The following is a 14,018-nucleotide window of genomic DNA, read 5'->3' on the forward strand; positions in this document are numbered from 1 at the left end:
CCGCGAAACGGGTCCGCCTATTCGGGAGCGGCGAAAGTGACGAGCACGGCCGTGGAGTCGGCGACTTCGACGACCTGTGCCTCGCCGTCGGCATCGCCGTCAACCTCGGCGGCCGGCTCGGACCACTCCTCTTCGCCTGCGGTCCAGACCATCCCGTTGAAGGAAACCGTGGCGATGTGGTGGTCGTAGGCCCTCGCGACGGCCCATGCGGCCCGGTTCCAGCCCTCGGCGGCGCCGCCGGTCTCGATGACCAGCCGGGTTTCCTCCACATCGGACACCGACGTGCCCCAGTGGTACTCGTACGCCTCGGCGAGCGCGGCCGGGTCGGCCGCCTTCTCATCGGCGCTCCCGGAGACGCACACCAGCCCGGCCTCCTCGCCGCCGGCGAACGCGTCCGCGATCACCTCGGCGTCGCTCTCCCACTGCTCGTACAGCTCCGGGTAAGCGCTGATCTGCACGGCCTGGGCCGCCTCGGCGAGCCGCATGTCCTGCCAGCCGTCGGTGCGCTGGAGCTTCTCGTAGAACTTGAACGAGGCGTACACCGGGTCCATGAGCTCCTCCTCGGAGCCCCAGCCCATGCTCGGGCGCTGCTGGAACAGCCCCAGCGAGTCGTCGTGCCCGTAATCGACGTTGATGAGCTCGGACTCCTGCATGGCCGTGGTGATCGCCACGGCCACGGCGTGCTCGTCCATGCCGTCGCGCATCCCGACCGCCGCGATCGTGGCCGCGTTCGACGCCTGCTCGGCGCTGAGGTGCACCTCGGAGGCGCTGCCCACGTAGCAGCCGGTCTTGCTGGGGCGCAAGGCGTCCCGGGCGTCCTCGGTGCAGGCGGTGAGGGCCGCGAGGAGGAACAGGGAGGTCAGAGCGGGGAGCGCGCGCAACATTGACTCCGATCAGGTCGGTCGGCGGCTGATCAGCCTACCCAAGAAGAGGGACGCTTCTCAATGAACGAACGGATGCCTTCCCGGCCCTCTTCGGAGAAGAAGTACTCGGCCGTCACGGCAGCCGCCTTGCGCAACTCCCCGCGCAGATCCGGTGTGGCGGTGAGCACTTTGATCCCGGCCTGCGCCGAAGGACCGCCCAGTTTGAGACGCCTGACCAGGTCGGCGGTGACCTCGTCGAGATGCTCCTCATAGACCGCGGCCGAGACCAGGCCCCACGCCTCGGCGTCCTCGGCGGTGAAGACGTCCGCGTCCCCCTCGACGACGAGCCCGCCGCCGACGAGGAACAGCTCCCGCATCCGCGCCGGTGTGATCCTGCGCGCCACCACGGGGCCGATCACGGCCGGGACGACCCCGAGCCGGACCTCGCTGAACGCCATCTCGGCCTCGAAGTGCGCCACCGTGAAGTCCGCGGCCGCGATGAGCCCGAGCCCGCCGCCGCGCGCGGCCCCGCGCACGACCGCGACCACCGGCTTCGGGGCCTCCGCGATGTCCGCCAGCGCCTCGGCCAGGTGCGCGGCCGGGAGGGCCGCGAGGCTGTGGGCCGCAGCGGACTCCTTGAGGTCGGCGCCGGCGCAGAACACCGGGCCGGCGTGGTCGATCACGACCACCCGCACGTCGCGGTCGGCGACGGCGCGGGCGAGCGCGGTGCGCAGCTCGGCGATGAGCTGGATCGAGAGGGCGTTGCGCCGTTCGGGCGCGTTGAGGGTAATGGTCGCCACTGCCTCTTGGGCGCGGTAGGCGATCGGTGCGTCATTGCGTTCCACGCCAGTACCGTAGTGGGCGTGCCCACCGTTTCGCCAGTAGCCGACCCGAATTCGCCCGCCGCGTCCATTGCGGCGGCCGCCGCCGACCCCGCGGTCGGGGAGGCCGGGTTCGGGTTCTACGTGCACGTGCCGTTCTGCGTCTCCCGGTGCGGCTACTGCGACTTCAACACGTACACGGCCGCTGAACTGGGCGCCGGGGTCTCGCGGGACACCTATGCGTCGATCGTTCGCGCTGAGATCCGCGACGCCGCGGTGCGGTTCGGGGAGCGCAGCGGAGCGAACGATGGGCACAGCGTCAAGCGCCCCAAGGTGGACACCGTGTTCTTCGGCGGCGGCACGCCCACGCTGCTCTCGGCCGCCGACCTCGCCTCGATCCTCGCCGAGATCGACGACGCGTTCGGCCTCGCTCCCGGCTACGAGGCCACCACCGAGGCCAACCCCGAGTCCGTGGACGCCGACTACCTCGCCGAGCTCCACGACGGCGGCTTCACCCGCCTCTCGGTCGGCATGCAGTCCACGGCCTCCCACGTGCTCAAGATCCTCGACCGCGAGCACTCGCCGCAGAAGGCCCTCAACGCCGTCGAGTACGCCCACAAGGCCGGGTTCGAGCACGTGAGCCTCGACCTGATCTACGGCACGCCCGGCGAGACCGCCGCCGACTTCGCCGCGAGCCTCCACGCGGCCGTTGACGCCGGAGTCGACCACGTCTCGGCGTACGCGCTCATCGTCGAGGACGGGACCGCGCTGGCCCGCCGCATCCGCTCCGGCCAGGTGCCGCAGCCCTCCGACGACGTGGCCGCCGACCGCTACCTCGCCGCCGAGGCCGTGCTCTCCGAGGCGGGCTTCCACTGGTACGAGGTCTCCAACTGGGCCAGAACCGAAGCGGCCCAATGCCGTCACAACCTCCTGTACTGGGAGGGCGGCCACTGGTGGGGCGCCGGGCCGGGCGCGCATTCGCATCTGCCGGGCGTGCGCTGGTGGAACCACAAGCACCCCTCGACCTACGGTGCGGCGCTGGCCCAGGGCCTGCCCGCGGCCGGGCACGAGCTGCTCACCGAGGACGACCGGTACCTCGAGCAGATCCTGCTGCGCACGCGCCTGGCGAGCGGCCTGCCGCTCGCGCTGCTGCGCCCGGCGGGCCGGGCCGCGGCCGATCGCGCCGTCGGCGACGGGCTCGTCGTCATAGCGGGCGACCGGCTCGAACTCACGCTACGCGGTCGACTCCTCGCTGACGCGGTCGTGAGAGACCTCACCTCCTGACGGCGTTCGGGCCGGTCAACGTTAGATTCGTGAAGGCGAACCGCATTCGCCTACCGTGCGCGCTCCGCGCGTCCTCTCCCTAGAGGCCGCGGCGCCCCCCAGGCGACGTTCGCGCACGGACCCCCATACGAAACCACCCGGAGCCCGCCACCCATGCGCACTGCAATGCCCACTCTTGGCCGCAGAGGCCTGCTCGTCGCCTCCGCCGCGGGCCTCGCACTCGCCGCCGCCTGCAGCGAAGAGGAACCGCCCCCGGCCGAGGACGAAGGCGGCCAGGCCGCTCAGGAGGAGCCCACCTCCGAGTCCCCCTCGCCCGAGCCGCCCCGCGAGATCACCATCACGCACGTCGGCGACACGATGCCCGGCTCGTACCCGAACCAGATGGCCTCCGACGAGGGCGCGAGCTTCTTCGAGGGCGTCAAGTCCGCCCTCACCGGCGACGTCGTGATCGCCAACCTCGAAGGCGCCCTTGCCACGTACGAGTTCGACAAGTGCGGCGGCGGCGAGTGCACCTACTTCCGGCTCCCCGGTGAGTACGCGCAGGTCTTCGCCGACGCGGGCTTCCACGTGCTCAACCAGGCCAACAACCACGGCTGGGACGCCGGGCCCGACGGCGCCACCGACACCCAGGAGGCCGTCCGCGAGGCCGGCATGGACGTCTGCGGCATCAAGGACGAGGTGTGCCTGGTCGAGACCGAGAGCGGCCTCACCGTCGGCTTGGTCGGCTTCGCGCCGTACACGTTCTACACGGACAACCGCGACCTCGACGCCGTCGCCGCCCTCGTCGCCTCCGCGAAGGAGCAGGCCGACATCGTCATCGCCACCGCCCACCTCGGCGCCGAGGGCACCGACCACCGGCACGTGCCCGAAGGCGTCGAGACCTACCTCGGCGAGGACCGCGGCGACACCCGCGGGTTCGCCCACACCTGCATCGACAACGGCGCCGACCTCGTCGTCGGCCACGGCCCCCACGTCCTGCGCGGCATGGAGGTCTACAACGGCAAGCTCATCTGCTACTCGCTCGGGAACTTCGGCGGCGGCCAGAACCTGTTCGCCACCGACGGCCCCCTCGGCCGCTCCGCCGTGCTCTCCGTCACCATGCGCGAGGACGGCACCATCGTCGCCGCGAAGATGACCGCCACCCGCATGGACGACGACGGCTACCCCCAGCTGGACGCCAACAACGGCGCGTTCGAGGACCTCAACGAACTCGCCGAGGACTTCGGGGACGCCGCGGCCACCGTCGCCGACGATGGCACGCTCGTCCTCCCCTCCGCCTGACCGCACACGTAGACTGGCACTCCCGGACCGGGAGTGCCAGACTTGAGTCCGGCAGACTGAACCCCGGTTCGGTCGCGGACGCCGGCGGTCGCAGGACCGGCGGGCAGCACGGCCAAGACATAGAGCGGATTCAAGGCAGAGAGGGCGTGGCGGCGATGGACGATCGCAAACTCGAAGTACTGCGCGCCATCGTCGAGGACTACGTGGCCACCCAGGAACCCGTCGGATCCAAGGCGGTCTCCCAGCGCCACGCCCTCGGCGTCTCGGCCGCGACCGTGCGCAACGACATGGCCTACCTCGAAGACGCCGGGTACATCCAACAGCCCCACACCTCCGCCGGGCGCATCCCTACCGCCAAGGGCTACCGCCTCTTCGTCGACCGCCTCGGCAAGATCAAGCCGCTCTCGGCCGCCGAGCGCCGCGCCGTGCACCGCTTCCTCTCCGAGGCCATCGACCTCGACGACGTCGTGACCCGCACCGTGCGCCTGCTCGCCCAGCTCACGCACCAGGTCGCGGTCGTCCAGTACCCGAGCCTCAACCGCTCCTCGGTGCGCCACCTCGAACTCGTCTCGCTCACCCCGACCCGGCTCATGGTCGTCATGATCACCGACACCGGCCGCGTCGAGCAGCGCTACGTCGAGATGCCCGCCGAGCTCAGCGAGGACGACGTCCTCGACCTGCGCCGCCTCGTCAACGAGCAGCTGCAGGGCAAGCCGCTCGCGGACGCCCCGCGCATCATCGCCGACCTCGCGGGCCTCGCCCGCCCCGAGCTGCACCCCAGCGCCTCCGCGCTGGCGCGCGTGCTGCTCGACACCGTGATCGCGCGGACCGAGGAGCGCGTCGCCGTCGCGGGCGCCGCGAACCTGACGCGCCCCGGGAACTTCTTCGCCGGGTCCCTGCGGCCCATCCTCGAAGCCCTCGAGGAGGAGGTCGTGCTCATGCAGCTGCTGGGCCGCGCCGACTCGAACGCGCTCCTCACCGTGCGCATCGGCGACGAGAACAACCTCGACGACTTCCGCGAGACCACCGTGGTCACCGCCGGATACGGACCGGGTTCGGTGGTCGGCCACATGGGCGTCCTCGGACCCACCCGCATGGACTACCCGGGCACGATCGCGGCCGTCCGCGCCGTCGCCCGGTACGTGTCCGAGATTTTGGAACAGAACCGCTGACAGGACAGAGCGCACGTGGCTAAGGACTACTACGGCATTCTCGGCGTCGACCGGGCCGCCACCGACGACGAACTCAAGAAGGCGTACCGGAAGCTGGCGCGCAAGTACCACCCCGACGTCAGCGACGAGCCGGACGCGCAGGAGCGCCTGCAGGAGATCAACGCGGCCTTCGAGGTCCTCATGGACCCGCAGAAGCGCGCGATCGTCGACGCCGGCGGGGACCCGTTCTCCCGCAGTGCGGGCGCCGGCTCCGGCGCGCCGTTCATGGGCTTCGAGGACATCATGGACGCCTTCTTCGGCGGCTCCATGGGCGGCTTCGGCCGCCGCGGCCCGCGCTCGCGCACCCGGCCCGGCAACGACGCGCTGCTGCGCCTGGACCTCGACCTCGAAGAGGTCGCGTTCGGCACCGAGTCGACTCTGACCGTGGACACCGCGATCCTCTGCGACTCCTGCAACGGCGCCTGCACCGAAGGCGACGCCGAACCGCAGACCTGCTCCACCTGCAGCGGCTCCGGCGAGGTCCAGGTCGTGCAGCGCACGATCCTCGGCCAGGTCCGCACCGCGCGCCCCTGCTCGGCCTGCTCCGGCTACGGCACGATCATCACGGACCCGTGCCGCAAGTGCGGCGGCGAAGGCCGCGTCCGCTCGCGCCGGCGCATCACCGTGAAGGTGCCCGCGGGCGTCGAGGACGGCATGCGCATCCGCCTCTCCGGCGAGGGCGAGGTCGGCCCCGGCGGCGGCCCCGCCGGCGACCTGTACGTCGAGGTCCACGAGAAGCCCCACGAGGTCTTCACCCGCGAGGGATCGGACCTGCGCTGCCGCGTCCGCGTCCCCATGACCCAGGCCGCCCTGGGTACCAAGCTCAACATCCACACCCTCGACGACCAGGTCGAGGTCGAGGTCGTCCCCGGCACGCAGCCGGGCACGATCAAGAAGGTCCGCGGCCACGGCGTCCCGCGCCTGCGCGGCGGCGGCACCCGCGGCGACCTCTTCATCGAGCTCGACGTCCGCACCCCGACCAAGATCGACGCCGAGCAGGAAGAGCTCCTGAAGAAGCTCGCGAGCCTCCGCGACGAGGAGATCAAAGAGGTCAAAGGCGGCAGCGGGTTTTTTAGCCGTATGCGTGACGCGTTCAACGGTCACGCGTAGCGGGATCCGGTGAACCTGAAGCGCAGTAACGGTCACGCGTAGCGGGATCCGGTGAACCGGAGGCCCAGTGACGGTCACGCGTAGCGGGATCCGGTGAACCGGAGGCCCAGTGACGGTCACGCATAGCGGGATCCGGTGAACCCGAGGCGCAGTGACGGTCACGCATAGCAAGACTTGTCAACGGCGCCACGCGGAAACGCGTGGCGCCGTTCGGCATTGAAGCCCCGCGACCCAGACCACGGCAGGCAGCCCTGACGCGAATACACCGGCACCGCCGGGCACGCCTAGCCGCCGCGCCCGGCTCCCACCCGGTGACCGCGCCCGGGGCCGCATCGGCCGGGCCCGGACTAAGCTGTCCCGGTGAGCGCACCGGTCTTCCTCGTCGACGCCGTCCCGGCCGACGACGACTACACCCTCGACGGGCCCGAAGGGCACCACGCCGCCGACGTGCAGCGGCTCCAGCCCGGCGAGACCCTCCTCCTCAGCGACGGCGCCAGCGGCATGGCCACCGCCCGCGTGACCCACGCCGAGCGCGGCTCCGTGCGCGTCCAGATCGTCGACCGGCGCACCGTCCCGGCGCCCGACCCGAAGCTCACCGTCGTCCAGGCCCTCCCCAAGGGCGACCGCGGTGAACGCGCCGTCCAGATGCTCACCGAGATCGGCGTCGACGAGGTCATCCCGTGGGCCGCATCGCGCTCCATCGTCCAGTGGAAGGGCCCGCGCGGCGACAAGGCCCGCGCCAAGTGGACCGCGACCGCCCGCGAGGCCTCCAAGCAGGCCCGCCGAGCCCGCTTCGCGCACGTCGCCGAGCTCCACACCACGAAGCAGCTCGTCGCGCGCCTGCGCGACGCGAGCCAGGTCCTCGTCCTCCACGAGGAGGCCGACCTGCCGCTCTCACAGGTCGCGCTCCCCGAGTCCGGCGAGATCGCGGTCGTCATCGGCCCCGAGGGCTCCATCAGCCCCGACGAACTGGCCGCCCTCAAGGAGTTCGGCGAGCCGATCCGGCTCGGCGACACCGTCCTGCGCACCTCCACGGCCGGCCCCGCCGCGCTGGCGGTGCTGCAGGCCCGCCTCGGCCGCTGGTGACTAAGATGCCCACCATGACCGACGCCGACTGCATCTTCTGCAAGATCGTGGCCGGGGAGATCCCGTCCACGAAAGTCCTCGAGACCGACCGCGTGCTGGCGTTCCGGGACCTGTACCCGAAGGCCCCCACGCACGTCCTCGTCATCCCGAAGGACCACTACGCGAACGTCGCCGAGCTCGCGGCGGCCGACCCGGCGCTCGCCGGCGAGGTGCTGCGGGCGACCAGTGAGGTCGCGGCCGCCGAAGGCGTGGCCGACTCCGGTTGGCGCCTGTTCGCCAACACGGGGTCGGACGGGGGCCAGGACGTCTTTCACGTCCACTTCCACGTTGCGGGCGGAAAACCGCTCGGACGTATGCTTTCGGCCTGAAATCACACCGCCTCTGCGATTACTCGTTGTCGCCTGTCGCAGGCGCCAACTACCATTGAGGCATGTAGAACAGCGGCCCGGAGGCCGCTGGAAGTCTCACTTGGGAAGCAGGTGGCGAACAGCCCTCAGCGGGCGAAGCCTATGACCGACAGCTCTGACAACGGCCAGCACACATCGACGATCACGTCCACGATCACCGTCGGCGACCAGAGCTCGCTCATGGCACTGCTGGGCCGCGCCGACGAGAACCTCCGCTACATCGAACGCCGCAATCCCGGCGTCGACCTGCACGTACGCGGGGACACCATCACCCTCACCGGACTCAACGGCGCGCTGCACGCCGCCGAACGACTCGTGAAGGAGCTGCTCGCCTTGGTCGAGAACGGTGAGAGCGTCGACCCGGACATGATCCGGCGCACCGAGAACATGCTCAAGGCCGCTCCCGGCGAGCGACCCGTCGATGTCCTCTCGCAGAACATCGTCTCCAAGCGCGGCAAGGCCATCCGCCCCAAGACGCTCGGCCAGAAGCACTATGTGGAGGCCATCGACAACAACACGATCGTCTTCGGCATCGGGCCCGCCGGCACCGGCAAGACCTACCTCGCCATGGCCAAGGCCGTGCAGGCGCTGCAGGCCAAGGAGATCACCCGGATCATCCTGACCCGCCCCGCCGTCGAGGCCGGGGAGAAGCTCGGCTTCCTGCCGGGCACGCTGTTCGAGAAGATCGACCCGTACCTGCGCCCGCTCTACGACGCGCTCCACGACATGATCGACCCCACCTCGATCCCGAAGCTCATGGAAGCGGGCACGATCGAGGTCGCGCCGCTGGCGTTCATGCGTGGAAGGACCTTGAACGACTCGTTCATCATCCTCGACGAGGCGCAGAACACCACGCCCGAGCAGATGAAGATGTTCCTGACGCGGCTCGGGTTCGGGTCGAAGATCGTCGTCACCGGCGACATCACCCAGGTCGACCTGCCGAACAACGCCACCTCTGGGCTGCGCGTCGTCCGCGACATCCTCGAAGGCGTCGAGGACGTGCACTTCGCCACCCTCCGGGCCGAAGATGTCGTCAGGCACCAGCTGGTCAGCGATATCGTGAACGCCTACGAGAAGTGGGACGCCCGCATGGGCGACCCGAAGAAGGGGCAACGAGGAAACCGTGGGCATCGAGATCATCAATGAGTCCGGGCGAGCAGTCGACGAGTCGGGCATCCGTGCCGTCTCCGACTTCGCCCTCAACGAGATGGGCGTGAACCCGCTCGCCGAACTCTCGATCCTCGTCGTCGACATCGAGCACATGACCGAGCTCAACAAGCGCTGGATGGGCGGCACGGGACCCACCGACGTCCTCTCGTTCCCGATGGACGACGCGATGCCCGGCCGCCCCGACTCCTCCGAGCCGGGCACGCCGATCCTCGGCGACCTCGTGCTCTCGCCCGAGGTGGCCGAGGCCCAGGCCAAGGACGCCGGGCACTCCACCGCCGATGAGCTGCACATGCTCACTGTCCACGGCGTGCTCCACATCCTCGGCTACGACCACGCCGAACCCGAGCAGGCCAAAGAGATGTTCGGCCTGCAGAACCGGCTGCTCGATGCATGGCGGGCGAAACGCGACGCCGCAGCGGAGAGTTAGGCCCGCATGATCCCGTACTCGCTCCTGGCGACGGCGGTCGCACTGACCGCCGTCGCCGGGGCCGCGGCCATGGTCGACTCGGCCCTCACGGCCGTCTCGCCCGCCCGCGCCGCCGAGCTCGCCGAGCAGCGCGAGCGCGGCGCCGAGTCCCTCGTGAAGATCATCGGGGACCTGCCGCGCCACCTGAACCTGCTCATCCTCCTGCGCCTGGCCTGCGAGGCCGCCGCGATCGCGATAGTCGCCGTCGTGGCCTTCGACTCCTGGCACGACTCGTGGCTCGCCGTCGGCATCTCCGCCGCGATCATGACCGTCGTGTCGTTCGTCGCCATCGGCGTCGGCCCGCGCACCCTGGGCCGCCAGCACGCCTACCCGATCGCGCTCGCCGTCTCCGGGCCCGTCGCCCTGCTCAGCGCCGCGCTCGGCCCGTTCGCGAAGCTGCTCATCCTCCTCGGCAACGCGGTCACGCCCGGCAAGGGCTTCCGCGAGGGCCCGTTCGCGACCTCGGAGATCGAGATCCGCGAGATGGTCGACGCCGCCGAGGCCCAGGGCACCGTGGACCACGAGGAGCGCGACATGATCGCCTCCGTGTTCGCCCTGGGCGACACCGTGGCCCGCGAGGTCATGGTCCCGCGCACCGCCATGGTGTGGGTGCCCGCGGACATGCACGCGGACGAGGCCGAGCAGGTCGCGCTCCGCTCCGGCTTCTCGCGCATCCCGGTCGTGGGGGAGGACCTCGACGACGTGCGCGGCGTGGTCTACCTCAAGGACCTCGTGCGCCTCGACGACCGCGTGAACCCGCACGTCAGCGAGGTGATGCGCGCGGTCTCGTTCGTCCCCGACTCGAAGCCCGTGGACGACCTGCTGCGGGAGATGCAGACCGCCCGCATCCACATCGCCGCCGTCGTCGACGAGTACGGCGGTACCGCCGGGCTCATCACCATCGAGGACATCCTCGAGGAGATCGTCGGCGAGATCACCGACGAGTACGACAACGAACTGCCGCCGGTCGCGTGGATCGACGAGCGGACCGCACGCGTCACCGCCCGGCTCTCCGTGCAGGACCTGGAGGAGCTGTTCGGTGTCGACCTGCCCGACCTCGACGTGGACACCGTCGCCGGGCTGCTCGCCGCCGAGCTCGGGAAGGTCCCGCTCGCGGGCGACCGGGCCCGGCTGGGCGGGCTCGAACTGACCGCTGAGGGTACCGTTGGCCGCCGCAACCGCATCGAGACGGTGCGCGTCGCGCGCCTGCCCGAGAACGGCGACGCCCCCGCGTCCGCCGCGAACGATGAGAGGCACAAGATCAATGTCTGACCTGCACGTCGACGCCCTCGACGCCGAGGACGCGAAACTCGCCACGCTGGCCCGCGGGGCCGCCGGCCGAGTCCAGCAGACCACCGGCGCGGCCGTGCGCGACGGCATCGGCCGCACCTACGCCTCGGCGGCCGTCGACCTCCCCTCACTGCAGCTCACGGCCCTCCAGGCGGCCGTGGCCCAGGCCTTCGCGGCCGGGGCCGACAAGCTTGAGGCCGCGGTGCTCTTCGGCACCGCGTCCGACGACGACGGCCTCCAGGCCGCCCGGGAGATCAGCGCCGACCTCACCGTTTGGTCGGTCATTCGCAAAGAGGTGACCCGTCTTGCCTAGCAATGACTTCCGTGCAGGCTTCGCCTGCTTCGTGGGCCGTCCGAACGCGGGCAAGTCCACCCTGACGAACGCGATCATGGGCCAGAAGATCGCGATCACCTCGAAGCGGCCGCAGACCACCCGCCACGTGGTCCGCGCGATCCTCCACCGCCCGGACTCCCAGCTCATCCTGGTCGACACGCCCGGCCTCCACCGCCCCCGCACGCTCCTGGGCGAGCGGCTGAACGACCTCGTCCGCCAGACCTGGTCCGAGGTGGACGTCATCGGGCTGTGCCTGCCGGCGAACGAGAAGCCCGGTCCCGGCGACAAGTTCATCGCCGGCGAGATCGCCAACCTCAGCGCCAAGGTCGTCGCGGTCGTCACCAAGATCGACCTCGTCTCCAAGGACGCCCTCGTGCGGCACCTGACCAACGTGGCCGCGCTGGCGGACTTCGCGGACATCGTGCCGGTCTCGGCGAAGACGGGCGAGAACCTCGACGAGCTCGTCAAGGTCCTCTCGGACAAACTCCCCGAATCGCCGCAGCTCTACCCGGACGGGATGATCACCGAGGAGCCGGAGCGGGTCATGATGGCCGAGCTCATCCGCGAGGCCGCCCTCGAAGGCGTCCGCGACGAGCTCCCGCACTCCCTCGCCGTCGTCATCGAGGACGTCGAGGACGAGGACTCCGACGGCGGCCCGCGCAAGAAGATCTGGGCCGAGATCTACGTCGAGCGCGACAGCCAGAAGGGCATCATCATCGGCAAGGGCGGTGAGCGCCTCAAGCGCGTCGGCACCAAGGCCCGCAAGGGCATCGCCCAGCTCATCGACAGCCGCGTCTACCTCGACCTCCACGTGCGCGTCGCCAAGGACTGGCAGCGCGACCCGAAGATGCTCGAACGCCTCGGCTTCTGATCCGTCGCTTTACCGACCCGGCCCCCCGATTGCGGGAGGCCGGGCCGTTAACATTCCGCATTGCAGTGAAATGCCAGGTGAATGCGCGGTGACTGCGCTCACGGACCCCGCTGTGGCAGAGGCTGAATGGAGTCATGTACTCTTTAACTACCGACGCGGGATAGAGCAGCTCGGTAGCTCGCCAGGCTCATAACCTGGAGGTCGGTGGTTCAAATCCGCCTCCCGCTACGATAGAAATACCAGGTAGAAACCCGGTTTCCTCGAAAGAGGGAGCCGGGTTTTTCCATGCCTGTTGCTCGTTCGTTGCTCGGATGAACCATGATTCCTCGGCACGGCTGTAAACGCCAGTTCGAAATGAAGTGATGCGTGTCACTGAATGGACTGGAAGTGCCAAATCTAAGCAGCGCGTTTATGACCAGGGGCCTCCGGCCGCTGAAAGTCCCAGGACGCGACCTTGAACGAGAATCCCTCGTCCAGATCCACCCACTGAAACCCGAGCAGTCCCAACCAGTGTTCGAGCACATCTGCCAGATCCGATGCCTGTGAAACGAGCTCGGCGCGATCAACCCGTTCTGAACCGGGCCGCACTGCAGCGAGTTCGTCGACGAACGCGGGCCATAGCGGCGCAGCCATCCGTTGCCACAGGTCGTGCGAGGCCGAAGATTCGGGCACCGATGCTAGCTCTCCGGTCTCGAAGTCCCGGCGCTCCGCGGCCATGCATGCCAGGAGCTTCCACGCCGTGTAGGACTGTTGGACGACCCCGTACTGCAGTCGTCCAACGTCCCGGTGGAACTGCGGACTCAGCCCGGAACTCGTTGATGATCTCGTTTGCTGCGACCAGGAAGTTGCGCCGTACCCAGGACTCGTCCTCGAAGGCGCCGACCTCACCCGCCAGCTCATCGAGATGTACGAGGAGGTCGTGCCCGGGACGTTCTTCGACCCGATCGTGAGCGCGATGATCCGCCACCTCATCGGCGACACCTGCGCCGACTGGCTCGAGGTGCCGCGCTCCAATTGGGACGCGGTCGCGAAGGTCGCGCCGTCGCTCCTGCGGGTGGTCGAGTCGGTCGAGGAGCGATCGCCGTTCGGGGAGTGGGGCATCGACCGGCTGGGCCACCTCACCACCGTGTTCCAGCTCAGTGTGCTGACCCGGGGCCGGGTCATGCACTACGCCATCCCGGCGGAGCTGAAGCCGGAGTTCGGCGTGCCGCACCGGCGCGGACGCTGGACGCCGCCGCGAACGACCGTGGCGCCCTGACCCGGACTCGGCGACCGCGCCGAGCCGTCACTTCGCTGCGGCACGAACCCCCAAGGGCCGCTTCGCGAGGCGCTCCGCCAGGATGATCGCCGCTGCGAGGGCGGTGATGGCGGCGAGGAGGGTGAACATCTGCGGGGTGCCGCCGGTCCAGGCGGTGAGGTGGGCTCCTGCCCAGGGGCTGAGGGCGATGGCGATGGTGGCCGGGGCGGAGAGGATGCCGTGGAGGGTGCCGTAGCCGTTGGGGCCCCAGCGGTCGGTGATGGCGGTGGCGTCGAGCAGGGTGAAGGCGCCGCGTGCGGCGCCGAGGAGGACGACCGTGGCGAAGACCAGGCCGAGGGGGCCCGCGATGAGCGCGGTGGCGAGGGTGGTCGCGGCGCCGATGGCGAGGATGGCGACCGCGCGGACGGTTGGTCCGGTGCGGATCGCGATGGGCGCGTGAGCGATACGGCCGAGGAGCTGTCCTGCGCCGCAGATGCCCAGGACCCATGCGGCGGTGGCGGTGTCCGTGCCGCGTCCGGTCATGAGCGGGACGAGGTACAGGTTCGAGGTGCTCATCGTGAAGGCGG

15 protein-coding genes, 1 tRNA gene and 1 pseudogene are annotated in these 14,018 nt (G+C 70.0%); 13 read left to right on the forward strand and 4 right to left on the reverse strand.

The annotated features are described in order from the left end of the window. Nucleotides 1-17: 17 nt before the first annotated feature. Together O2L52_RS24880 and O2L52_RS24885 are read right to left on the reverse strand one after the other, a co-directional pair. Nucleotides 18-881, reverse strand: a complete 864-nt coding sequence (locus O2L52_RS24880; protein WP_270118948.1) for a hypothetical protein — start codon at nt 879-881, stop codon at nt 18-20. 32 nt (nt 882-913) lie between these two features. Next, entirely contained in the window at nt 914-1,708 is a 795-nt protein-coding gene (locus O2L52_RS24885) for an enoyl-CoA hydratase/isomerase family protein (protein WP_270118950.1), read from the reverse strand. 18 nt (nt 1,709-1,726) lie between these two features. Between O2L52_RS24885 and hemW the strand changes: the two genes are divergently transcribed. The 12 genes from hemW (at nt 1,727) to O2L52_RS24945 (ending at nt 12,422) form a co-directional block, all read left to right on the forward strand. Then, entirely contained in the window at nt 1,727-2,968 is a 1,242-nt protein-coding gene (hemW, locus tag O2L52_RS24890) for a radical SAM family heme chaperone HemW (protein WP_270118952.1), read from the forward strand. 165 nt (nt 2,969-3,133) lie between these two features. After that, on the forward strand, nt 3,134-4,249 hold the full coding sequence (locus tag O2L52_RS24895; protein ID WP_270118954.1) for a CapA family protein: 1,116 nt from the start codon (nt 3,134-3,136) through the stop codon (nt 4,247-4,249). Between the two features lie 155 nt (nt 4,250-4,404). Further along, nucleotides 4,405-5,421: a heat-inducible transcriptional repressor HrcA gene (hrcA, locus tag O2L52_RS24900; protein WP_270118957.1), complete on the forward strand. Its 1,017-nt coding sequence runs from the start codon at nt 4,405-4,407 to the stop codon at nt 5,419-5,421. Between the two features lie 15 nt (nt 5,422-5,436). Then, nucleotides 5,437-6,570 carry a molecular chaperone DnaJ gene (dnaJ, locus tag O2L52_RS24905; RefSeq protein ID WP_270118959.1) on the forward strand — a complete coding sequence of 378 codons (1,134 nt, stop codon included), beginning with the start codon at nt 5,437-5,439 and terminating at the stop codon, nt 6,568-6,570. Nucleotides 6,571-6,930: 360 nt separating this feature from the next. Continuing rightward, nucleotides 6,931-7,656: a 16S rRNA (uracil(1498)-N(3))-methyltransferase gene (locus O2L52_RS24910; protein WP_270118960.1), complete on the forward strand. Its 726-nt coding sequence runs from the start codon at nt 6,931-6,933 to the stop codon at nt 7,654-7,656. A 14-nt stretch (nt 7,657-7,670) separates the two neighbouring features. Then, nucleotides 7,671-8,024 (forward strand): histidine triad nucleotide-binding protein, encoded by a 354-nt coding sequence (locus O2L52_RS24915; protein WP_270118962.1) that lies wholly within the window; start codon nt 7,671-7,673, stop codon nt 8,022-8,024. A gap of 141 nt (nt 8,025-8,165) precedes the next feature. Further along, complete coding sequence (locus tag O2L52_RS24920) at nt 8,166-9,209, forward strand: PhoH family protein (protein WP_270118964.1); 1,044 nt, start codon at nt 8,166-8,168, stop codon at nt 9,207-9,209. After that, nucleotides 9,187-9,660: an rRNA maturation RNase YbeY gene (gene ybeY, locus O2L52_RS24925; RefSeq protein WP_270118965.1), complete on the forward strand. Its 474-nt coding sequence runs from the start codon at nt 9,187-9,189 to the stop codon at nt 9,658-9,660. The genes O2L52_RS24920 and ybeY overlap by 23 nt, the downstream gene beginning before the upstream one ends. A gap of 6 nt (nt 9,661-9,666) precedes the next feature. After that, nucleotides 9,667-10,971 carry a hemolysin family protein gene (locus O2L52_RS24930; protein WP_270118967.1) on the forward strand — a complete coding sequence of 435 codons (1,305 nt, stop codon included), beginning with the start codon at nt 9,667-9,669 and terminating at the stop codon, nt 10,969-10,971. Beyond that, a complete protein-coding gene (locus tag O2L52_RS24935) occupies nt 10,964-11,302 on the forward strand; it encodes a cytidine deaminase (protein WP_270118968.1) in 339 nt (112 codons plus the stop codon). Before O2L52_RS24930 ends, O2L52_RS24935 begins: the two co-directional genes overlap by 8 nt. Continuing rightward, entirely contained in the window at nt 11,295-12,194 is a 900-nt protein-coding gene (gene era / locus O2L52_RS24940; RefSeq protein WP_270118969.1) for a GTPase Era, read from the forward strand. The genes O2L52_RS24935 and era overlap by 8 nt, the downstream gene beginning before the upstream one ends. 154 nt (nt 12,195-12,348) lie before the next feature. After that, a tRNA-Met gene (locus tag O2L52_RS24945) sits at nt 12,349-12,422 on the forward strand. Between the two features lie 168 nt (nt 12,423-12,590). Here the strand turns inward: O2L52_RS24945 and O2L52_RS24950 are convergent. Further along, entirely contained in the window at nt 12,591-12,911 is a 321-nt protein-coding gene (locus tag O2L52_RS24950; protein WP_270118970.1) for a hypothetical protein, read from the reverse strand. Between the two features lie 154 nt (nt 12,912-13,065). Here O2L52_RS24950 and O2L52_RS24955 point away from each other — a divergent pair. Beyond that, a pseudogene (locus tag O2L52_RS24955) lies at nt 13,066-13,452 on the forward strand (oxygenase MpaB family protein); the annotation flags it as partial. A gap of 27 nt (nt 13,453-13,479) precedes the next feature. Here O2L52_RS24955 and O2L52_RS24960 read toward each other — a convergent pair. Further along, nucleotides 13,480-14,018: MFS transporter (locus tag O2L52_RS24960; RefSeq protein WP_333490228.1), on the reverse strand; the 539-nt coding region annotated here is incomplete at its 5' end.

Source organism: Glycomyces algeriensis, assembly GCF_027622855.1.
Lineage (GTDB): Bacteria > Actinomycetota > Actinomycetes > Mycobacteriales > Micromonosporaceae > Glycomyces > Glycomyces algeriensis.

Excerpts from the sequence above, each read along its gene's own strand:
- O2L52_RS24895 (WP_270118954.1), top strand. The coding sequence starts at position 3,134 with ATGCCCACTCTTGGCCGCAGAGGCCTGCTCGTCGCCTCCGCCGCGGGC.
- O2L52_RS24950 (WP_270118970.1), bottom strand. The coding sequence starts at position 12,911 with ATGGCCGCGGAGCGCCGGGACTTCGAGACCGGAGAGCTAGCATCGGTG.
- O2L52_RS24935 (WP_270118968.1), top strand. The coding sequence starts at position 10,964 with ATGTCTGACCTGCACGTCGACGCCCTCGACGCCGAGGACGCGAAACTC.
- O2L52_RS24915 (WP_270118962.1), top strand. The coding sequence starts at position 7,671 with ATGACCGACGCCGACTGCATCTTCTGCAAGATCGTGGCCGGGGAGATC.
- O2L52_RS24930 (WP_270118967.1), top strand. The coding sequence starts at position 9,667 with ATGATCCCGTACTCGCTCCTGGCGACGGCGGTCGCACTGACCGCCGTC.
- O2L52_RS24920 (WP_270118964.1), top strand. The coding sequence starts at position 8,166 with ATGACCGACAGCTCTGACAACGGCCAGCACACATCGACGATCACGTCC.
- hrcA (WP_270118957.1), top strand. The coding sequence starts at position 4,405 with ATGGACGATCGCAAACTCGAAGTACTGCGCGCCATCGTCGAGGACTAC.